This window comes from Shewanella sp. MMG014 (assembly GCF_018100775.1).
GTDB lineage: Bacteria > Pseudomonadota > Gammaproteobacteria > Enterobacterales > Shewanellaceae > Shewanella > Shewanella japonica.
In genome coordinates this window covers 112774-133949 of sequence record NZ_JAGJDZ010000010.1, presented here as the reverse complement: position 1 = coordinate 133949, position 21176 = coordinate 112774, and the positions used below count along the sequence as shown (strand labels likewise).

At 41.2% G+C, this 21176-nt stretch carries 19 protein-coding genes; 10 read left to right on the top strand and 9 right to left on the bottom strand.

The window, feature by feature from the left end; genetic code table 11:
• Positions 1-123 precede the first annotated feature (123 nt).
• From J8L86_RS16035 to J8L86_RS16015, 5 genes are all read right to left on the bottom strand, one after another.
• Positions 124-1257: a hypothetical protein gene (locus J8L86_RS16035; protein ID WP_211031015.1), complete on the bottom strand. Its 1134-nt coding sequence runs from the start codon at positions 1255-1257 to the stop codon at positions 124-126.
• A 158-nt stretch (positions 1258-1415) separates the two neighbouring features.
• Positions 1416-2639, bottom strand: coding sequence for a family 16 glycosylhydrolase (locus J8L86_RS16030; RefSeq protein WP_211031014.1), 1224 nt, complete (start codon positions 2637-2639; stop codon positions 1416-1418).
• Positions 2640-3412: 773 nt separating this feature from the next.
• Positions 3413-4021: a hypothetical protein gene (locus tag J8L86_RS16025; protein ID WP_211031013.1), complete on the bottom strand. Its 609-nt coding sequence runs from the start codon at positions 4019-4021 to the stop codon at positions 3413-3415.
• Positions 4022-4058: 37 nt separating this feature from the next.
• Positions 4059-4754 (bottom strand): HupE/UreJ family protein, encoded by a 696-nt coding sequence (locus J8L86_RS16020; RefSeq protein ID WP_211031012.1) that lies wholly within the window; start codon positions 4752-4754, stop codon positions 4059-4061.
• A 154-nt stretch (positions 4755-4908) separates the two neighbouring features.
• Positions 4909-5463 (bottom strand): hypothetical protein, encoded by a 555-nt coding sequence (locus J8L86_RS16015; protein WP_247663469.1) that lies wholly within the window; start codon positions 5461-5463, stop codon positions 4909-4911.
• 566 nt (positions 5464-6029) lie between these two features.
• Here J8L86_RS16015 and J8L86_RS16010 point away from each other — a divergent pair.
• The 5 genes from J8L86_RS16010 to J8L86_RS15995 are packed head-to-tail and all read left to right on the top strand — an operon-like array spanning position 6030 to position 10243.
• Positions 6030-7073 (top strand): hypothetical protein, encoded by a 1044-nt coding sequence (locus tag J8L86_RS16010; protein ID WP_211031011.1) that lies wholly within the window; start codon positions 6030-6032, stop codon positions 7071-7073.
• Positions 7063-9624 carry a hypothetical protein gene (locus J8L86_RS16005; protein ID WP_211031010.1) on the top strand — a complete coding sequence of 854 codons (2562 nt, stop codon included), beginning with the start codon at positions 7063-7065 and terminating at the stop codon, positions 9622-9624. The genes J8L86_RS16010 and J8L86_RS16005 overlap by 11 nt, the downstream gene beginning before the upstream one ends.
• Positions 9621-9749: a hypothetical protein gene (locus J8L86_RS21290; protein WP_268788280.1), complete on the top strand. Its 129-nt coding sequence runs from the start codon at positions 9621-9623 to the stop codon at positions 9747-9749. The genes J8L86_RS16005 and J8L86_RS21290 overlap by 4 nt, the downstream gene beginning before the upstream one ends.
• Positions 9742-9933: a hypothetical protein gene (locus J8L86_RS16000; protein ID WP_055025553.1), complete on the top strand. Its 192-nt coding sequence runs from the start codon at positions 9742-9744 to the stop codon at positions 9931-9933. The genes J8L86_RS21290 and J8L86_RS16000 overlap by 8 nt, the downstream gene beginning before the upstream one ends.
• Positions 9934-9937: 4 nt before the next feature.
• On the top strand, positions 9938-10243 hold the full coding sequence (locus tag J8L86_RS15995; RefSeq protein ID WP_055025552.1) for a hypothetical protein: 306 nt from the start codon (positions 9938-9940) through the stop codon (positions 10241-10243).
• Positions 10244-10312: 69 nt separating this feature from the next.
• Here J8L86_RS15995 and J8L86_RS15990 read toward each other — a convergent pair whose 3' ends face one another.
• Positions 10313-11257, bottom strand: coding sequence for a LysR family transcriptional regulator (locus J8L86_RS15990; protein WP_055025551.1), 945 nt, complete (start codon positions 11255-11257; stop codon positions 10313-10315).
• Between the two features lie 229 nt (positions 11258-11486).
• Here J8L86_RS15990 and J8L86_RS15985 point away from each other — a divergent pair, with 229 nt between their 5' ends.
• The 4 genes from J8L86_RS15985 to J8L86_RS15970 all read left to right on the top strand — a co-directional run bounded on the left by J8L86_RS15985 (position 11487) and on the right by J8L86_RS15970 (position 17237).
• Positions 11487-12569, top strand: a complete 1083-nt coding sequence (locus J8L86_RS15985) for an efflux RND transporter periplasmic adaptor subunit (RefSeq protein WP_211031009.1) — start codon at positions 11487-11489, stop codon at positions 12567-12569.
• A 3-nt stretch (positions 12570-12572) separates the two neighbouring features.
• Positions 12573-15659: an efflux RND transporter permease subunit gene (locus tag J8L86_RS15980; RefSeq protein ID WP_211031008.1), complete on the top strand. Its 3087-nt coding sequence runs from the start codon at positions 12573-12575 to the stop codon at positions 15657-15659.
• Positions 15660-15838: 179 nt separating this feature from the next.
• Positions 15839-16435: a TetR/AcrR family transcriptional regulator gene (locus J8L86_RS15975; RefSeq protein ID WP_065110383.1), complete on the top strand. Its 597-nt coding sequence runs from the start codon at positions 15839-15841 to the stop codon at positions 16433-16435.
• Between the two features lie 100 nt (positions 16436-16535).
• Positions 16536-17237 (top strand): haloacid dehalogenase type II, encoded by a 702-nt coding sequence (locus J8L86_RS15970; RefSeq protein ID WP_348772660.1) that lies wholly within the window; start codon positions 16536-16538, stop codon positions 17235-17237.
• A 188-nt stretch (positions 17238-17425) separates the two neighbouring features.
• Here the strand turns inward: J8L86_RS15970 and J8L86_RS15965 are convergent, their stop codons facing one another.
• The 3 genes from J8L86_RS15965 to J8L86_RS15955 all read right to left on the bottom strand — a co-directional run bounded on the left by J8L86_RS15965 (position 17426) and on the right by J8L86_RS15955 (position 19873).
• Positions 17426-18406, bottom strand: a complete 981-nt coding sequence (locus J8L86_RS15965; protein WP_082972471.1) for a sensor domain-containing diguanylate cyclase — start codon at positions 18404-18406, stop codon at positions 17426-17428.
• Positions 18407-18592: 186 nt separating this feature from the next.
• Positions 18593-19246 carry a DsbA family oxidoreductase gene (locus J8L86_RS15960; RefSeq protein ID WP_211031007.1) on the bottom strand — a complete coding sequence of 218 codons (654 nt, stop codon included), beginning with the start codon at positions 19244-19246 and terminating at the stop codon, positions 18593-18595.
• A gap of 72 nt (positions 19247-19318) precedes the next feature.
• Complete coding sequence (locus J8L86_RS15955) at positions 19319-19873, bottom strand: carboxymuconolactone decarboxylase family protein (protein WP_055025546.1); 555 nt, start codon at positions 19871-19873, stop codon at positions 19319-19321.
• 380 nt (positions 19874-20253) lie between these two features.
• On the opposite strand from J8L86_RS15955, the gene J8L86_RS15950 reads away from it, so the two are divergent.
• Entirely contained in the window at positions 20254-21156 is a 903-nt protein-coding gene (locus tag J8L86_RS15950; protein WP_211031006.1) for a helix-turn-helix domain-containing protein, read from the top strand.
• Positions 21157-21176: the final 20 nt, after the last annotated feature.

The following is a 21176-nucleotide window of genomic DNA, read 5'->3' as shown; positions in this document are numbered from 1 at the left end:
AGTGATTAACGCCATTTGTAGTTTAGTCATTAACCACACTCAATGTTATTGAGCGTGGTTTTTTATCGCCGGTTATAACCTAAATGTATTTGCTACTGTGCTTTGCCTGTCACTCAGCCCTTGTCAGCGAGTTGGTTGATGGTTTGATCGTTCAATAGCCTGATTAACCTGTGCAATAAGTTGCTGTTTTTCAAGTTCAGTTAGCTTCATTGTCGTTCGCACACGTTGGCTTGCATAACTCGGATCGATTCGATACCAGTGGGTTAACACCCTAAGCAGTAAAGCTGACTTTAAAGGGTGATTGACCATATTTGTGGCAAGTTCAAAACTGACTTCAGGCTGTTGGCTCACACCAAAGTAGTCAATATAACTGCGGATAGCCTCATTTTTTAATCCACCGTCCAAGGTATTAATCCACTCAATAGCATTGGCTGCATCAGAAATGGGCCAATGTGTCAGTAAGCTATAAACCAGCTTGGTTTGCAGCACTTCTGGATATTGATGAATGGCGTCTATGCTCGCTTGGTGCTGCTGTTTACTCAGCTGATTGGCAATCGATATCATGGCATTTTGGCTAACGGTTTCAGATATTTGGCTGTTATCGGAGAGGTATTGCATTACCTCAAGGGGAGCCTGTTGTGACCAAGCATTGAGTAATGACTGAGTTGCCTGTTGTTTTGATAAGTCGTCATGGATGCTATCAACCCAAAGTAGTGCAGCTTCAACATCTTTATGGGTAAGGTGATTAATATAATGAGCAATAATACTTGGCATCACATCAAAAGCGGGCAAGCTGAGGATCATTTCGCCTGCGCCTAGCTCATCTTCTTGCATATAACGCTGCAACACCGGAGAGTAGTATTCACCGAGTTCGTTGGTAATTGGTTGCTGTTGCAGCCAGTGTAAAACGGCGTGAATGTCGTGATTACTCCACTGTTGCAGTAGATTTTTGATAATCGGTGCACGTTGTTCAAATGAGGCAATTTGGTTTGCTTGCTCAAGCCTAGCAATAAAATTGCTTGTCTGTTGGTTTTTGCTGGCTTGTGCACTTGCTCGTTCAGCTTGTGCCAATAAGCGGTTATTAGCAGTCGCTACAGGTTTATAGGATTGTAATACGCCTGTTTTTGGCTCATCTAGTCGCAATTCATGGAAGCCTTTTGGCAGCTGCTGTTGTAGTAAAAGGCGACCGAACAAGCTCAGAGCAGTGGCCATTAGAGCCAAGATGATGATGTTGTGAGTGCTTATGTTTATCGTCACTTTGTCACCTTTTTTAGTTATTACCATAAAAACCTTCATCGTCATTGAAGGGGGCGCCAATTAACAAGCTTATTGACTGCATGCATAGACTGATCGAGTTTATGTAACAATAAGCTTGTAACGGTTTGGATAGGTGAGTTTAATGCAATATTAGTCGGTTAATTAACCGTAATATTGACCGTATCTACCTTACCCTTATTTTTGGTTTTTACTGTAATGACAGCATTACCCCGTTTACGCGCGGTAACAACGCCATTTGAGTTAACCACGGCAACAGTGGCATTACTTGATGAATATGTGACTTTTTTATTGGTGGCGCATTGCGGCAATACCGTAGTATTCAGGCTAACAGTTTGGTTTTTAGCAAGCACCTTAGAAGCAGGTGTGACTGTCACCCCTGTTACCGGAACCCAAGTAGTAGGGCAGTCATTGCCATTACCAGGATCGGTCGGATCGGTTGGGTCAGTAGGATCGGTTGGCCCAGTGCCACCGTTGGTTTTAAACCATGTTCTAACGTAGTCAACTTCCATTGAGGTTGGGTAACCGGCAGATGGTCGTTGATCTGATGGATAGAACTGGTTACATCTAAATTCAGTTAATGGGGCACGTAATCCCTGTGACAGCGTTAAGTTCATCTGACGATGCCAATATTTATTTTCCTTAGTGGCGATTTCTTTACCATCGACATACCAAGTGATGCTGTCTTTAGTGACGTTTACACCATAGGTATGAAAGTCGTTGCGAGGATCATAAGGCAGAATTATTTGATTGTGATTAAATGGCACTTTTAACGGGCGTTGCCAAGTTGGCTCACCATTAATGACTACAATGTTGTGTAGGTCATGATCTGATTTTCTAACTTCATTTTTTTGCGTTAATTCAACCACATCAATTTCGCTGTATTGCACATCGCCGTCTTCAGTCAGGGTGCGATCAATCGTGCTATACATCCAAAATGCAGGTGATACTCCAGGGTAAGTACTTGCGCCTTTAATTCTTGCTTCGTAATAACCGTAATTACCCGTTGCACGTGATTTAGCTATGCCTGAGGTGTAGTACAAAGGGTAGTTTGGCACTTGTTTTTTATTACAACCATCCCAGAAAGTACGGGTGTGATTTTCACGTCGAGTGGTTAGAGTCAGCTTGCCGCCAGAAACAACAGCATTACTGTCGCGCCAAGACCAAACACCAAAGTTTTCAGGCTGAAAGTTCCATTTTGCAGAGTCTTTATTATTAAATTCATCAGAACGCTTGGCTTGTAATACCCAAGTTTCACCAGGTTTAGCAATAGGTGGTGAGCTAGGCGCTGCGGCAAAGCTATGTAGAGAAAAAAGACTGGCAATACTGCATGTGAGTACCGTTAACTTTCTAAGTTTGTTCATAAATAGTCCATTTATTTACTAGGGAAAATAATGTCAGCTCTTACATTTTCGGGCTATAAGGGCTTATTTTTTATAAGAGGAAACAGTCAACGTCAGGCTGTTTTCTCCTCTGTATCAATTGAGGCAGGGCTAACTGACAACAGTGCAAATAAATGGGTCATCGATTTGGCGACCTATGTTTACAAACAGATATACAAGCAAATTGATATAATTAGTGTAAACATATGATGTATGCGATCGCAATAGTGTATTGAGCTATTTTCGTACAAAGCGATGATAGCTGGGGAGATGAGTACATGCTTTGATGGTCATTAATATTAGCAACTTGTGAATTAAGGTTTTGAATTATCGATTAAAAACCAAACCGCATGATGGAAGATAAATAGAAGCCATTAGTTGGAGAGTCGATCTTAAAAATTTAATTTTATTGTGAATGACACCACTGGAGATATCACCGCTTGGGTGGCGGGAATGTAGAAGTAAAATAAATATGACGAATTTGCTGAAAATGCTTCACAGCATTTAGGTTACGTTCAAGCAATGGTTAAAGAAGAGTTCGCATTTAACAACCGTGAATTGATTCCGTTCTACTTAGCAGACCATTTAGAGGTGCAAAGAGGTACTGAGTTTGAATTCCCAAACGCAAAAATAGTGATTAAGGCAATTCGTAATTTAGTCATTAACCACGCTCAATGTCATTGAGCGTGGTTTTTTATCAATGTATAAACCCGCATAGCTTACGTTTGCACTTAGCTAACGGACTTTATTAAGCGTTAACCTTTGATTAAATACTCCCCTTTAGTGGTTAAAACCACGGTGACTGCGTAGTTCGAAGTGTTTTTCCAATACCAACCGTGGGAGCCTGCAAAAGGGGTGGTTAATGACCCCGTAACTTTGCTAGCAGTGCTGATGTTGTAACTTTCATAGTAATCAGTGGTATCACCTTGTGGTTCGCCATGAAAGTCAAAGTAGAGTAATTCATCATTCAAGGTCTGCCATTCATACTCGAGATGCGTGAACTGGTTCAGTAGTAATTTATATTCTAATCCTTTACCTGCAGGGATCAGAACATTGACCGTGTCTGAGCGGACTGCTGAGTTTTCTCGTGCTTGTTGAATTACCGCAACCGATGGTGCGTTGAGGATAACTATTTGAGCATTTGCTGTGTTGGCTGGTTCGGTTGTTAAGCTGATTTGATTCTCGGCTTGGGCGATTGAAGTGAGCCCCATAGCACTGCCTAATCCCGTCGGATCAATATTGTATTCAGCGGGTAATATCGCGACCACGAGTACTAAAATACCGATAACGATAGCGATGACGCTGGCTTTGATTAGCGTGGCTGTTGACTGCACTTGCACGTCATTATTGTCAGAGTGTTGCATGGTAAATCCTTTCAAATTGTCTGTTTATTCGTATTGGTTAGTTAACGAAGTAGCCTGTTAACTGAAATCCGACTAGCATAACGCCGCCACTCATAAGTGCAGTGTTGGCCGCGACAGAAAACCGCGTAAAGCTGGGGCTACGACGCCAAAAACTCATGGCAATTAATACCAAGCCTAATGCCATAAACTGGCCTATTTCTACGCCAACATTAAACGCGATAATGTTCTCAATAAGCCCTTCTTGTGGCAGGTTAAATTCTTGAATTTTTGTCGCTAACCCGAAGCCATGGAATAAACCAAATATCAGCACCGCGAGTTTGGTATTGGGCTGAAATCCCACTAAACGCTTAAAGCCTCCAAGATTATCAAATCCTTTATAGATGATAGAAAATCCGATAATGGCATCAATGAGATAAGCATTAATATTGATGTCGTTAAATACGCCCCATAGGAGAGTGACACTGTGACCTAAGGTAAATAGGCTGACATACAGCAATACATCTTTGGTGAGGTATAAAAAGAAAATCACCCCGACAAGAAACAGTAAGTGATCGTAACCTGTCACCATATGTTTAGCGCCAATATAGATAAAGGGCAGTATTGATACCCCTTGGTTTTGGGTTAGAAACTGTCGAGTAGTTTCATCTACTCCGTGGGCATAAATTGAAAATGATGTCATTAACCCTAACAATATCAACGATATTTTTAAGGCGTTCGCCAGAGTTTGGCTCATTGTGTTAACTCCAATAAGTCTTTGAGTATCTACGTAAATTGCCGATGAAATCAGCTTAATCTAGACGTGATACAGCACAGATGAGTGAAAGCTATCGAGGTTAGTTAACCATGATTCGATAAACACTCATTTTTCGATTAAAACAACTATCGACTTATTGATGTGGTGGTGGGATTGGGGGCGCGTAATGCACGGTAGCATAAGCCGTTTCATTATCGCTAATAGTGCTGGTATGAGTAAATTCTGCCACAAACACTGACTCTATGGGAGGGTGTGATGGAGCGTGTGAATGGCTACTGTGTTCGTGATCGGTTTTGGCATTATCTATCAAAACAGAGTCGGTGGAAGTGGCAGTAGATTCAAGAATATCTTGTTGAGTTTCAATCGCATTAAAGCGTAATTCGCTTTGATGTGAATGCTGGTGGACAGGTGAATTAGCGTGTTCGTTATCCCCGTGAGAAAAATGACCATGATGATGATTCACCTGACTACCGGATGGGTGTTCACCATGAGGATATTGCACTGAAAAAGCCGCACTGCTAGTGGAAAACTGACACAAGAGTACCAATAACACGATAAGCAGCGTCATTGATGATGGTGAGTTAGCGACTCGCAAAGAGCGCTGTTGATAAGGCTTATCGGTCAGTTTACGTTTCTCTGTTGGCTTATTTTCATTGATGTATCGATGACTACATTGATATCTAAGCAAGCTGATTAAATCAGATTACATAGCAAACCGCTAGTGTCCTCTACTATATAGTGAAGACGTACTAACTTTTATGAAAATGTGATGTGACAGTATTAGGTTTACTTTTTTAGCTTTTATAATGTTATTCATTTTTGCATTATCTCGAACGCAGTGTAATTCCAATAAATAACACGATAGATATGCTGTAAAACATGCCAGCTTAGGCTTTGCTCTTAAAACTTGTTCGCACCCAGAATATTTTTTCCTGTTCCTAAATCGGCGATTTACCGGCGACTGTATTATCTCGCTGTATAACTAAAAACTTCTAACACTGTGAATGATAATACACAGTCATCACAGCTAGGTAGGTGGGTATATAGAAATATAGTAAGAGTAGTGTGATTGATAAAGGATAAAGTCAGTTGAAGAGTTTCAATATTACTGTCTGAAAAATAGGCATAAATGATAGAAAACGTTACAAAAAGCGACTTTAGATCACTTATTGAACGAGCAAGGTTCTATTTTCGTTGCATTTGTTAATTTTCTGCTTTATTTTCAGTTCGCAATGATAAAGAAGAGGGATTTTTGTGTCGTTATTGAGAAATGTCTGCATTGGTTTACTGGTAGCGCTTATGTTTACCGGATGTGCAGTGGATAAAAGACCAGATAGCTATAAACCTGCTATTAATATCAGCTCATCTATTGCAGCTCACGCAAGTTTACTTTCAAAAGATCAAGCCTTACAGCATGCATTAGAACGTCGTAATCTGGTTATCAGTCGCACTGGTGAAGTATTGCCGTTAAATCAAAATGTGTGTCAATCTGCGCTTTATTATCAAATTAGCGATAGACCGTTGCCGAGTTATATTGGTCAGCATCAAGATTTACTTAGTGGCTTTGTTTTAAAAGTCATTTATAGCGATGAACAGTGGAAAGTCGTTAATCCCGAGCGTGAATTGATGCCACTTAACGATTTTTCTGAAGACTTTTCTGCTACATTCTCAGCACAAGACCAGTTAATATTTCAGCCATCTGCTAACCCAACAAACGCCCAATTGAAGCTGCTTATGCAAGTTGTGAGTCAGGTGTTTGAACAACATGCCACTTCATTCATTGTGTCTGCGAGTCAGGCTGCGTCAGTTAAGACCGCAGGGTTTCAGGCCATCACCACCAAAGCAAATAGCCAGCAAAGATTTATTCGTTCGTCATCTCACGGGGTCACCCAAATACAAGTAAACGATAGCTTTGGTGATAGTGAAACCTTAGCCATTATTTTCGAGTCGGATCCATTAACTGCGTGCATGAAAACCAATACTAATTTGGTTAATGATCCAGTAAACGATGTGCTAAAACCACCATTAAAAATCGACCAACAACTACTGGTAGCAACATTGCCTAAAGATGCTGACTTTAATCAGTTAGCAGAGCAAGAAGCGCTATTTAGCGAAGGGGTTTATCTCAACATATGGGGTGATAAAAAGCCTTATGGCGATAACAACCAGTTAATTGCCGATCGATGCATTAAGCCAGAAAGCCATTTACTTGCAGAATGCAGTAGCAGAATTGGCGACGGTAACACTAAAACCGTAAATGGCAGAGCAATTTTAAGGCGCGTAAATAATGAAAAGTAAACTTTTTGAGCACTTCATTATTGTGTTCATACTGGCTTTGTTCAGTGTGTATGTTTGTCTAGAGTTATCGCTCAATGTGCTATTGATTGACTTATATGCTCAGCCTATTCAACAGGTTTTTGGTGAATTTAGTCTCAACGCCGAGCGGCTCGAACTTTTTGGTCGAGTCTTATCTGGTTTTGGTTTGGCTTTATGTATCACAACGTTTTTCGTTAACAGTAAACGAGTTAAAACGCTTTTGCCTTCATTGGCAGATAAAGACGATAAATATGTTAATAAGCAGCTAAATTGGAAAATTAGGCCGCTAGTATTACTGGTTGCTTGGGCGCTTATCATTCCTTCGCTTCGCGTAGCAGTCGATACCGCGGTTAACATTACCAGTAATGAAGGTAAGCTAGGTGCCGTAAGAGCTATTGTTTATAAAGAAGCTTACTTGGCTGAAGTGGTCAGTATTGAAGGATTTCCAGAGTTAGATAACATTGCCAGTGACCCAAATCGCAAGCAATTGATGGTCGCAATGATCCCGTCTTTAGCTTACTTATCAACGGGCTTTAATAGCCTGATTGGCAGTAATTTAGAAAGCATGGCCAATCAGTTTTTGTTAAGCCGCCAAGAAGATGTGTTTATAGCCGAAGCGTTACCGCGTATTCGTCAGTTTGATCGCGTTTATGAGCAAGAGTTTTCGCAATATAAGCAAGCCAGTAAAGAGTATGTCACTGCATTTAAAAGAGAAAATAATTATGCATTGATTGAAGCTGAGCGTGTTGCGTTACTAAAGCAAGCTAATACTAATATCAGTGACCACTGGAAAGAATACTCTGAAGCCTTGCTTACTGCAGGTGAGTTTAGAGAAAGCTATGCCACTGATGATGAAAGTGTGCTTCGTAAAGAATTTAGTGAATTTAAAAGAAGATACTGGGACTCGGATTGTAAAAGAGATTGCCGAGATAGAAATAGACAACTCTTTGCAGATTACATCAACAACCTCAAATTTGAAGATGGAGAACCGTTTGGTATTTACTTAGCACCTGATGAGATCAACGCTTCTAAAGTGTTCAAGTCTAAATATAATTTACTGGGAATGTTTGATAGAGGGCGAGTGAACTACTTACACCGCCATTATGGCATTCCAGAAGACATGGAGTATGAGCAGTACCTTAGCTCAACAATCGCGACCCAAATAGCGATTAGTACATTTAAAAGTGGGATCGTCAACGTCAGTAATGATTGGACATTTGATGATCATCAACAACTGCGAAATGCGATTGAAGCTAAATATAAAGGCCGAGCCAAAGCCATTTGGAATGAATATCTTGCGTCATCTCAATTTAAGCTACCAAAGCCAAGGCTTGACCGAGTGGCATTTGCTCGTTCTGATGTTGTTAAGCAGTTTGCAAGTGATAGCTTAGGGCCATTTTATTTGTCGAGCTTTACACCAGGCATTTCTGAACAAAATTACAAGAAAAAATGGCTGGATCAACAAGACAATATTTCGTTCATTAAAATGGTCACATCGACGGCTGCCACAGCCGCATTTTCGCCTGGCGGCAGTATGCATAAACTGGGTAAAGATGCGGTCACCTTAGCGGTTATTCCTCCCTTTAGTATTGTCGCCAGCTTGTTTGCGATTGGCGGGTTATTTTTAAAAATTGGTCTTTACCTATATCCACGCCATAAAGGGTATTTATCTGTCGCGATTGTAGGCGGTGTCATGGCCTTTGCGTTGCCAGTTGGTGCTAGCCTGAACAGCAAAAGTGCTTACAACCAAATGATGGCTAATTTTGCTGATACATACAGTACAGAGTCATTGCTTGACCAAGGCTTTACTATGGGCTTTGGTTACGTGATGGATATTGAGAATGGTATCCACAGTACCTATCGTCGTTTAGCTGTTATTGATGTTGTTGCTGAGCTGCTATATGCCAATACAGACACTCAGGATGCGGCGACAGGTGAGATTATTTCAAGGGAAAATCCATTTAGAATTTACGATGACTTTGCTCATAAACAACTGCAATTCATCCCTAATTTACTAGGGTTTCAAGAGGTTGTCTCACCATTTGACACGAATATTACTGTGCTAAAACAAGACCTCAATGTGGGGGCTTACATGGGTGTCAGGTTAGCGGACAATAAAGTGAAATCAGTCAGCATGCCAAACTTTTTAGAGCATACGAATATCGGCGTGCTTGCAGAGCAAAAGTACTTCTATAAACCTAAGGTTAGCGAGTTAGCCACTAATTTTATTTCTAATTATGACGACCCGATTTATTGGTTTAATTTAAGCCAAGGCTCGGTTGGGAAGAAGTCAGTTATTGATAAGCTTGAAACCAATATGGTCAGCTATTTAAATAATAATGAAGAGACCTTAGCTTTACTTAATAGCTTAAAGAGTAAAGGCCATAATAACCTTATTTTGTTAGAGCTTGAGAACAGTAAGCGCTACCGCTGCTTTATGTTAAAAAGCCTTGATGCTGCGGCCATTAGCCAATCAATCAGCCTGAATACCTTTGATTACCAAGAGCTGCCAAAATGTAAGGCGACAATATGAGGCAAGTAATAATTATCACTGTTAACGATGCCAGTAACCAGCAAGTTGTTGGTGTTGAAACGCTTTGTTTTTATCGAATGAAAGACAGGGCAAGGAAAGTATACGAGATGAAAAATAATGACTAACGCACTCTCATGGATTGTAGAGCTAGTTGTCGGATGGCTAGCTGAAAACATATCAACCTTACTTGTAGCCTTAATTGTAGTGGGGTGTATTTATTACTTTAATCTACAAGAACAAGCCGCCATTGCCGAGCTTGGTAAACAGGCTGAATTAATAAAACTTAAAATTTCAATGATAACGGAGTAACCCTATGACTGAAACTGCCAAAAAATCCAAGGTTACTTTCACCTTAGACTTCAATTTTTTTAGCTTGCTTACCTTGTTAATTGTGTTGTTTTTCGCTTATACCGCGCACAAAAAGAACATGGATAATGCCGATAAAATGAATAATTTATTGGTTAAGTATGAACAAACCCTAGATGCAGCAATCGCTGGCGACAAGGTGACGCTTGCCCAATATCAGAAAAATGTTAAAAAAGCAGTGGCGTCGTTGTCACCTAAAGAGAAAAAATTATTGTTAGCTTTACTCGAAATCGACAATAAAAAGCCGCTATAAATGAAATAAGGATGCCAAAAGGCATCCTTTTTTATTAATATATTTCAATATTATAGGTGTTGAATTGGCCTATATCAGTGGTTTAATCGCACCACGAATCTTTGCTATTTGGTTACAGGTTCCTGTTTGTGAACAGTTTTCTAGTTCGATGAGCATATGATCAATAAAACGTTGGCTGGCAAGGCTAATGTATCGTCTCGATGGGTAGACTAAATAGCACTTTCCTTCATAAGGGGCTGAGTCTTTGAACAGCATTTCTAATTGACCTGTTTTGACATAATCTTGGCAAAAAGGTAATGGCATCATGGCGATACCTGCTCCAGCTAAAGTGGCTTCTAAGCAAACAGAGAGGTTGTTGACACATAAATTCCCTTTTACTGATAAAACCATGTCTTGGCCGAATGGGACTTCATTAAATATTCGTCCATTTGGGTATCGAAATAAAATTGAATTGTGATCGCTGATTTCTTCAGGGGTTTGCGGCGTTCCAGCTCGGGCAAGGTATTCAGGGCTTGCAAAAAAATGCACTGTCTCGCTCATGATGTGCCTAGCAACCATTTCATTTTCATTAAATGAATCTTCCAACATAAACGCCAAATCAATATTGTTGCGGATCATATCTTGAGGTTCGGCACTGACAATAATTTCAACTGTGATGGAAGGATGCAGATCCATAAAATGTAAAATGCCTTGGGTTATTTGCAATAACTCAGGAATAGGGAAGACAAGAATTCGTAAATGACCACCGACATCGGTTTTCTCATTAGTCAGTTCTGACAAGGTTTCTTCTAATGAAGACATCATTGAAGTGGTTTTATCGTAAAAGTGACTGCCCGATGCCGTTAATGTCATTGAGCGGCTTTGGCGGTGAAAAAGCTTTACCGATAATTCATCTTCTAATGCCTGTAAGCGTCGACTCAAGGTTGATTTAGGTAAGTTCAAAATGTCTGCAGCCTCAACAAGGCTGCCGGTTTCAACGATTCTATGGAACAGCGAAATATCTTCAGTTTTCATCTAGATGACTCTTTAAATTGTATTTAACTTATCCATAGCGTTAACAAAGTCCTGACTATCTATTATCAGTTTGCACACACAATTCTGTATATAGCAAGTAAATGTAGTTTCATTAAATGGAACCTATAGTTCCAGATCATTCCATTTTATTCAACCATAATCACTGGTATCTTTGCGCCCTGTTTACATCAAGGTTACATGACTTTGTTTCGCTATTGGGAATTCGAAAATGAAACACCTCCTACTACCATTTTCACTTTTATTATTCATTCTGATGACATCGGGTTGTACTGCTGAGTCTATTGAAACGCCTCCACCGACAACTCGGCCAGTGAAATTGCTAACAGTGACAGATGTTAATGCTGGCTCCATTCGCGCTTTTCCAGCAAAAGTCGCTGCGACTAAACAAGCTAATCTTGCTTTTCGAGTCTCAGGTCATTTAGTTGAGTTGTCGTTATTTGAAGGGCAGCAAGTGCGAAAGGGTACTGTGCTTGCACGCATTGATGATCGAGATGCACGTAACACGTTATTAAACCGCGAAGCCGATCATGAGCTTGCTGCAGCTGACTTCAAGCGCAAAGGTGAGCTATTAAGACGTGAGCTTATTTCTGCCGCTGAGTATGACTTAGCAAAGGCCCAGCTTAAATCAGCTGAAGCGAATCTTGCGAATGCAAAAGATCAATTAAGTTATACCGTTTTGAAAGCGCCATATACAGGCACAATTGCCAAGATTGATATGGACAACTATCAGATGGTACAAGCGAACCAAGCCATTTTAGTGCTACAAAAAGACAGCAAGATTGATGTGGTGATTCAAGTACCTGAATCATTAGCGAGCACGGTAACTCGATTTAATCCTAATTCTAGTTTTGTCCCTCAGGTGCGCTTTGCTAATAATCCTCAAAAAGCATACCCAGTAAAATTGAAAGAACATGCAACGCAAATTACTCAAGGCACTCAAACCTATGAAGTGGTATTTACCTTGCCACGGCCGCAATCTATCACTGTTTTACCTGGTATGAGCGCTGAGGTGAGTATGGATGTGACTGGGACAGAGCCAAGCTCTATCACTGCAATTGTTCCTGCCAATGCAGTGTTTAAGCGTGATGCAGATGGTCAAGATGTTGTTTGGTTATACAGTGACGAAACGGGTACGGTGAATCAGCACCTAGTGACTATCGGTAATGTAACGACTCATGGTATTGAAATTATTGATGGTATTAATATTGGCGATCAAGTTGTGGTTGCTGGTGTGCAGTACTTATCTGAAGATCAAGTAGTGAAACCGTTGCGCTGGCAACGAGGTGTATAAGCGATGAATTTTGCAGAGTTATCAATCACCCGTAAGGTGATCAGCTGGATGTTCGCGCTATTGTTACTCGTTGGCGGTAGTATTTCATTTTTTAGCTTAGGTCAGTTGGAATTTCCTGAGTTCACTCTTAAAAATGCATTAGTGGTGACCAGTTACCCTGGCGCATCACCTGAACAAGTGGAAGAGGAAGTCACTTTACCGCTTGAAGATGCACTACAACAACTTGATGGCATAAAGCACATAGTTTCAATTAACAGTGCGGGTTTATCGCAAATCGAAATTGAAATTGTAGAGCAGTACGACAAAGACGCACTACCCCAAATGTGGGATGAAGTGCGCCGTAAGGTTAATGACACGATCCCTCAGTTACCACCTGGGGTGAATACCCCATCTGTGATTGATGACTTTGGTGATGTTTACGGAATCTTACTCAATGTCAGCGGTGACGGATATAGCAACCGTGAACTGCAAAATTATGCTGACTTTTTACGTCGCGAACTCGTGCTCGTTGATGGCATCAAAAAGGTCACGATTGCAGGTAAAATTAACGAGCAAGTCATTGTTGAGATGTCTCAGCAAAAGCTCAATGCGTTAGGCCTAGATCAAGATTATATCTACAGCTTAATCAATAGTCAGAACGTGGTATCTAATGCTGGGACTATCCGCGTTGGTGATAACCGTATTCGTATTCATCCAACAGGGGAATTTGATAGCGTATCGGAAATGGAGCGCCTATTGGTGAGTGCACCTGGTAGCACTAAATTAGTCTACCTAGGGGATATCGCCAAAATCTACAAAGACACAGAAGAAACCCCAAGCAATATCTATCATGCTAATGGTAAAAACGCATTATCGATTGGTATTTCGTTCTCAAGTGGTGTGAACGTGGTAACGGTTGGCGAAAGTGTCAATGCAAGAATGGTAGAGCTTAACGGCGAACTGCCTATTGGCATGCAGCTAGAAACGGTTTACGACCAAAGTAAGATGGTCGATCAAACGGTAAAAGGCTTTTTAGTCAGCCTTGCTCAATCTATCGCTATTGTGATTGGTGTGCTGTTGGTGTTTATGGGGGTACGCTCTGGCATCCTGATTGGTTTGGTGTTGTTGCTGACTATTCTTGGCACCTTTATCATGATGAAAGTGCTTAATATCGAGCTGCAGTTAATCTCGCTCGGAGCCTTGATCATCGCGCTTGGTATGCTGGTGGATAACGCCATTGTAGTTACTGAGGGGATATTAATTGGCATTAAACGTGGTAAAACCCGTTTAGAAACTGCCAAAGAAGTCGTCACACAAACCCAGTGGCCGCTACTGGGCGCCACCATTATTGCCATTATTGCTTTTGCGCCTATTGGTTTATCTGACACTGCTACTGGCGAGTTCTGTGTATCGCTATTCCAAGTGTTGTTAATCTCGCTATTTATTAGCTGGATTACTGCGATGACGCTAACACCTTTCTTTTGCAATATGATGTTCAAAGATGGTGACGCGCCAACTGGAGATGTTGAGGATGACCCATACAAAGGGTGGTTATTTCAGGTTTATCGCACCACATTAAACCTTGCGATACGCTTTAGAGTGCTTACCGTTCTGTTAATTATTGCAGCATTAATCACCTCACTTGCTGGTTTTGGTCACGTGAAAAACGTGTTTTTCCCTGCGTCAAACACGCCAATATTTTATGTTGATGTGTGGATGCCTGAAGGAACTGATATCAAAGCGACTGAGTCTTTCTTACATAAAATTGAAGAGAATCTCTTAGCTGAGCAAGCTGAAAAAGATGTCGGCATGGTTAACTTGACCACAGTGCTAGGTCAAGGCGCGCAACGTTACGTGCTGCCCTATGTACCAGAAAAAGGCTACAGTGCTTATGGTCAGTTATTGATTGAAATGACCGATTTAACTACCGTAAACAGCTATATGCGTATTCTGGAAAAAGAGCTGAGTGTGCGTTTCCCAGAGGCTGAATATCGCTTTAAATACATGGAAAATGGTCCAAGCCCAGCCGCAAAAATTGAAGCGCGTTTTTATGGCGAAGATCCAAAAGTACTGCGTGAAATCGCGGTTAAAGCTGAAGCGATTTTTAATGCTGAACCAACAGCCGTTGGCGTAAGACATAACTGGCGCAATCAAGTTCAAATGATCCGCCCGCAACTGGCGTTTGCTCAAGCTAGAGAAACCGGTATCAGCAAAACGGACTTAGATAATGCATTACTGACCAACTTCAGTGGTAAGTCAGTGGGTGTGTATCGTGAAAATAGTCACTTGCTACCTATTGTTGCTCGTGCACCCGCGTCAGAACGTTTAGATGCTAAAAGTATTTGGAAACTGCAAGTATGGAGTAGCGAAAGCAATACCTTTGTTCCTGCAACACAAGTGGTTTCAAGCTTTGATACTGAGTGGGAAAACCCAATCATTATGCGTCGTGACCGTAAGCGTGTGTTGTCAGTGCTTGCCGACCCGATTAATGGTACCGATGAAACGGCTGATTCTGTATTCCGTAAATTACGCCCAGCAATAGAAGCCATCGAACTGCCAGCAGGCTATGAGCTTGAATGGGGCGGAGAGTATGAATTATCAACTGAAGCTCAAGTGTCAGTATTTAGCTCATTACCTATGGGTTACTTATTCATGTTTTTGATTACGGTATTACTGTTTAACTCAGTCAGGCAGCCATTGGTTATCTGGTTTACTGTACCACTGGCGTTAATTGGTGTGGTATCGGGTCTATTGTTATTTGATGCACCGTTTAGCTTTATGGCGTTACTTGGGTTACTCAGTTTAACTGGGATGATCATTAAAAATGGTATCGTGCTGGTGGACCAAATCAACGTAGAGCTCAGAGAGGGCAAAGACCCTTATCAAGCGGTAGTGGACTCGTCGGTTAGCCGTGTTAGGCCAGTATTGATGGCGGCAATTACCACTATGTTAGGTATGGTGCCGCTATTAAGTGATGCCTTTTTTGGCTCAATGGCGATTACCATTATCTTTGGTCTTGGATTTGCGTCGATTTTGACATTGATTGTTTTACCTGTGACATACACCATCGCATTTCGGATCCCTTATCAAGGAAAAACCGTCGCAATCTAATGATTCAGCAAGGGTCACCTTGCACATGAGATGATGAAATAAAGCCTAACTTGTCGAGCAAGTTAGGCTTTTTTATGTGCAATTACACTGGACGATTTGGGTAGTAAACTCTATAATTGAACGAGTGCTCAATATGAGTTGAGTGACTGTTTAATATAGATTGAGATATCGAGATAGCTATGAGTAAACCGGCCAAATTTAATCGCGAAGAAACCATTAAAAAAGCTGCTGACCTTTATTGGGAAAAGGGCTTTCACGCGACCTCTATGCGTAACTTACAAGAAGTCATAGATATGCGCCCGGGTAGCATTTACGCAAGCTTTGGCAGTAAAGAGGGTTTATTCAAAGAAGCCCTACAACACTATGCGCAATCTGGTGTTGCTCAGCTAGACTTATGTGTTGAGCAATCGGACTCGCCGCTTGCAGCTCTGAAGATGTTTGTTGAATGTGCTGTGTCGGCGCGTGAGCACAATGCTCCGAGTGGTATGTGTATGTTAGTGAAAACGGTGGCTGAATTAACCGAAGAGCATGCCGAGTTACTCGCAGAAGCTAAGCAATCACTTATTATGGTCGAAGCTGCATTTGCTAAATTATTAGCTCAAGCACAAGACAATGGCGAGCTAGATTCAAGCCAAACGCCACAAGCCTTGGCTCGTTTCCTACAAGTGCAAATTATCGGTATTCGCACCTATGCCCATGCCAATAGTGACGACAATACCATACAAGATTTTATTGAAGCCATATTCAGTAATCCGCCTTTAGCCAGACAGAGTTAATAAGACTTTTCCTCGTTGAAGCGATGTTATTGAAGGTGCTGTTATTAAAAGCTCTGCTATTTACTGAGTACATGTCATTAAAGGGTAAGGAGTGAGGAAGGTGAAAGAAAATCTAAAACGGCCAAACATCACCTTGGCTTTTGATGTGTATGGCACCTTAATTAATACTCATGGGGTGTTAATCCTGCTCGAGACAATGATAGGCGACAAGGCTAAAGCCTTTTCCAATCGTTGGCGTGAAAAGCAATTAGAGTATTCCTTTCGTCGCGGGTTGATGAAAAACTATGTTCCTTTTAGTGACTGTACCCGCCAAGCACTTGAATATACCTGCGATTATTATCAAATTCCCTTATCTGCTGAACAAAAACATGCGCTGATGGAGTGTTACAAAACCTTACCCAGCTTTGAAGATGTTAAGCCTGCTTTGATAGCATTAAAAGCCCAGGGTTATCGTATGTTTGCTTTTTCAAATGGCACTAAGCGTGCCGTTGAAACATTACTGCATGCAGCGGGAATAGATGCATTGTTTGAAGGGGTCGTCAGTGCTGACGAGATAAAAACGTTTAAACCTAACCCAGATATTTACCAACACTTTTTACAGGCAACTGAGTCGAAAGCAAGCGATACTTGGCTGATATCAAGTAATCCGTTTGATGTGATTGGTGCAATAGCGACGGGGCTAAAAGCGGCATGGGTTAAGCGAACTGAAGGGGCTGTATTTGACCCGTGGGAAATACAGCCTAACCTGATTGTTGCTGATTTACAGCTGCTTGATTCTGCACTTAACGAGAGTGTTGAATAGGTGCAAAGCTCACTCGTAAGCGAGCTGATAACTAGGTTGTTATTAACGAGTAATATCCGATAGTCACTGATAAGTCACTGATAATAAGTCACTGATAATAAGTAGCTGATAGTAAGTAGCTGATAATAAGTAACTGGTAGTAAATAACTGGTAGTAAATAACTGATAGTGATTGAAGCCTTAGTAGAATTAAGCAACTCGCTTTTTATTTTTAAGCATTTCTTGATCGGCTTTATCGAGTAAATCAGTAAAATTGGCATGTAAATCGACTTCGATACTACCAATAGAGACGGAATACTCAGGTAAATGTTTCGCGCGTTTCGCGCAGCAAAAACCAACCTCTAGACGTTGCTTAAAGGCAACGAGATCGGACTCATGTTCTAACATAACCAGTGCGACAAATTCATCCCCACCAATACGACCAATGACATCACTTTGACGCACGGTATTCTGCAATACTGTGCCAATGTGCTTAATCATATCGTCACCCGTTTTATGGCCATGTTGGTCATTAATAAGCTTAAAGTTATCGACATCTAAGTAGCAAAGTCCCAGCTTAGCTTGATTACGTTTGGCTAGCGCAATACGTTGCTGACTCAGGGTTTCAAAGCCACGACGATTATTAATGCCTGATAAAGGATCTGTAATCGCCAGTTGCTGCATTTGGCCGTATAAATCGATTAAGGCGAGATCAGATTCAAGAATGTCTTTTAATTGTTCAATAAGCTCTAAGTAACTGTCCTCATATTCTGTTTGCTTATAATCCATGACACAGAATGTTCCGAAAGGGTGCCCGTCAGGCCAAAAAACGGGGACGCCCAAATAAGACGTAAAGCCATCGTTGTGGACTTCTGGGTTGGTATCCCAACAAGGGTCTATCGGGGCATTGGGCACGTACAGCGGATTGCCAGTTTCAACGATACGGCGACAGAAAATATTGGCTTCGGGCTCTATGACAATGCCTGCTGCATAGGGATTACTGTCTTGCTGACTTGAGATCGTGACTTGAAAGCCATCATCGGGGGTAAATTGAACTAAAAAGCCGGCAGGAGCATGAAATACCTTAGCAAGTAAGTTCACCGTTTTTTGCCACTTATCTAATGATATGAGCTCATTAGGATTATCAAGAAGGAATGTTTTGGGATCAAATATTGGTTTTTTTTTATTCATTGATAAACCCATCATGCTTTTTTAATGAATTAATTATAGTTCAATATTTCAGATTCGAGGTATTGCCAGTCAGCGCGAGCGTTGAGACAAGGATTTGAATATAAACCGTGAAGGCAAATCTATATAACTTTTTGTCGCTCAATAGATTTGCCGAACACAGATGCCATGTTAGGTAACGATGATAAGTTAGTTAGTGGACTCTTCAAGTAACTGAGTCAGCACTTGCTTATAAGAGTCAACAGGGTGAGCACCGTTTAGCGCGCTGGTGCGGTTAAATACCACAGTAGGAACAGATGAAATACCCGCTGCTGTCCATTGGTCTTTTTCCATGTTGATGCGCGTTCGCACCTCAGGGTTATCCAGTAACGCCATTGCTTCATCAACTTGTAAACCGACAGTGGCTAACTCTTCAGCCAACACTGCTCTGTCTGAGATATCTTTATGTTCAGTGAAGTAGGCAGAAAATAACCTTAGCTTGAGCTGGGTTTGCTTATCGAATTGTTTGGCATAATCTAACAATATGTGCGCATCGAAGGTATTCACTATGTGCATGTTATCGCCAAAGTTAAATTCAAAACCTAACTCAGCGCCACGAGCGGTAATATTGGCGCGGGCATTGTCACTATCTTCACGGCTCGAACCATATTTGCGAGCCACGTGAGCACGTAACTCTTCACCTTCTGGTGGCATGTTTGGGTTAAGTTCAAACGGTTGCCACTCAATATCGACTTTATCTGCAATATCCAGCTCGCGAATCGCTTGTTGTAAGCTTTGATAACCAACAATGCACCATGGACAAACAACATCTGACACGATATCGAGTTTAATTTTATCTGACATGCTTAGCCTTGTTTTTGTGGTGATGAAACGAAAACCAGCGAAAGCTGATAATGCTTTCGCTGGTGCTATGTTTTACTTGTTATCTTGCCATGCAAATGGCTGAAATGGCGCATCTACTGGAGTATGTGCAATGTGATTAACGTAGTTGCTGATCACTTTTTGCGACAAACCTAAAATAATTTCCAGTAACTGCTGTTGACCATAACCTGCGGCAAAGAAGGCGTCCATTTCTGCATCGGATAATAAACCACGTTTACGAACCATGAGTAATGTGGTGTCGTGCAGCGCTTGTAACTTGTCAGTTGGCATAGCAGTGCGGTTTCTTAGTGCTTCGGTTAATTCACTATCAACCTTCATCATGCCTGCAATAGCGGTATGTGCTGGGACACAATATGTGCAGCCATGCTCAACATTAATGGTTTGCCACACTACGGTAAGCTCTTCGGCGTTAAATGATGAGTTAGTAAATAGTTTATGTAGGTCTTGATATGCCTCAAATGTCGCAGGAGACTCAGCAAGTACACCATGTAGATTGGGGATCATGCCGTTAGCTTTTTTAGATTGCGCTAATAAATCTTTACTTGCTGCAGGCGCAGTCTCTAAGGTGTGAATAGTAAATTTGCTCATGGTGTACTCCAGAATTTATATCATTCAAATGTGTTTAATTAATTCAAATATTATTAGCAGTAATACACCATGTTGTTGGCGTACATTTGCTTGGCTTGGTTAAAATATAGAATGAATTGAACGATCGTTCAAGTTTTATTTTGAACAATTGTTCAATATGGTTTAATTATCTATCTAAGGTGATGAAAATTATCAGCAAAATAATTGTGCTGATAAAAGTGTTACATTAGTCGTTATCTGAATTGGTTGATGGAGCTGTTGGGCGAGGGGCTTTATGTTTTGCTATTCGCTTGCTATAACTAGTTGTAGCTATAGCTGCTATATTTTCGAGAGTTTTTGCCGTTTATCGTTAGTTTTGATCATTATTTGGAAAGACATCTATGAGAGGCCAGTCGCCTTATTCTCGCGTTGAGCGAATCCTTGAATATATCCATCGCCATATCGATCAAACCTTAGGTTTGGATGATTTAGTGGAGGTGTTTGGCATTTCAAGATGGCAATTGCAGCGTATTTTTCAGCAGCAAACAGGTTTAAATGTGGCCCAATATGTCAGGGAGTTAAAGTTGAGTTTAGCTGCCGAAAAAGTACTGACGACCCATGATCGTATGCTAGATATAGCGTATCAATTTGGTTTTACCTCAGAGGTGAGTTTCAGTCGATCTTTTAAACAGCTTTTTGGCCTCAGTCCGAGCCAGTATCGCAGACGAGGAACCAAAGTGGGGCTGAGAAATCCTATTACCCAGCGAGCTGAACACTTTATCGATAGTACGTCATTACAAACCCGTATTGAGCATAAGTCCGAATTTACTGTGTATGGTATTTCTAGCCCAGTTAATGGACTGTTGGATGCATCACCGAATGTGGCAACGATTGTGCCTAGCTTGTGGGAAACCTTATTAAGTCGACTGGGTAATCCTAATGACTTGAAAGCCCAATTAGTTGGTGTTGTAGATACCCAACACCATACGCCTGAGCATGCAAACCTACGTTATTGGGCTGCACTGCAATTAGATGATTTCCCAGCTGAAACCTTACAAAACTATCTCGCTCAAGCGCAGTTATCAACCTTGGTTATTCCAACTCAAGATTATGCAGTGGTGTCTTATCATGGCCTAGCCAGTGGCTTTAGCCAATTGGTTGAATGGCTGATGTGTGATTGGTTACCGCAATCTGGCTATGACAGCGTAAATGGTTTTGAATTGGAACATTACGGTGATCTAATAAGCAATATTGATACACCCACAGATATGGAGTACTGGTTACCTGTTCGCTCCCTCCCTTAACGCTGCTATTTTGGAATTGT

Coding starts and splice junctions, on each gene's coding strand:
- J8L86_RS16030 (WP_211031014.1), bottom strand. CDS start 2,639: ATGAACAAACTTAGAAAGTTAACGGTACTCACATGCAGTATTGCCAGT.
- J8L86_RS16025 (WP_211031013.1), bottom strand. CDS start 4,021: ATGCAACACTCTGACAATAATGACGTGCAAGTGCAGTCAACAGCCACG.
- J8L86_RS16020 (WP_211031012.1), bottom strand. CDS start 4,754: ATGAGCCAAACTCTGGCGAACGCCTTAAAAATATCGTTGATATTGTTA.
- J8L86_RS16005 (WP_211031010.1), top strand. CDS start 7,063: ATGAAAAGTAAACTTTTTGAGCACTTCATTATTGTGTTCATACTGGCT.
- J8L86_RS21290 (WP_268788280.1), top strand. CDS start 9,621: ATGAGGCAAGTAATAATTATCACTGTTAACGATGCCAGTAACCAGCAA.
- J8L86_RS16000 (WP_055025553.1), top strand. CDS start 9,742: ATGACTAACGCACTCTCATGGATTGTAGAGCTAGTTGTCGGATGGCTA.
- J8L86_RS15995 (WP_055025552.1), top strand. CDS start 9,938: ATGACTGAAACTGCCAAAAAATCCAAGGTTACTTTCACCTTAGACTTC.
- J8L86_RS15990 (WP_055025551.1), bottom strand. CDS start 11,257: ATGAAAACTGAAGATATTTCGCTGTTCCATAGAATCGTTGAAACCGGC.
- J8L86_RS15985 (WP_211031009.1), top strand. CDS start 11,487: ATGAAACACCTCCTACTACCATTTTCACTTTTATTATTCATTCTGATG.
- J8L86_RS15980 (WP_211031008.1), top strand. CDS start 12,573: ATGAATTTTGCAGAGTTATCAATCACCCGTAAGGTGATCAGCTGGATG.
- J8L86_RS15975 (WP_065110383.1), top strand. CDS start 15,839: ATGAGTAAACCGGCCAAATTTAATCGCGAAGAAACCATTAAAAAAGCT.
- J8L86_RS15965 (WP_082972471.1), bottom strand. CDS start 18,406: ATGAATAAAAAAAAACCAATATTTGATCCCAAAACATTCCTTCTTGAT.
- J8L86_RS15960 (WP_211031007.1), bottom strand. CDS start 19,246: ATGTCAGATAAAATTAAACTCGATATCGTGTCAGATGTTGTTTGTCCA.
- J8L86_RS15955 (WP_055025546.1), bottom strand. CDS start 19,873: ATGAGCAAATTTACTATTCACACCTTAGAGACTGCGCCTGCAGCAAGT.
- J8L86_RS15950 (WP_211031006.1), top strand. CDS start 20,254: ATGAGAGGCCAGTCGCCTTATTCTCGCGTTGAGCGAATCCTTGAATAT.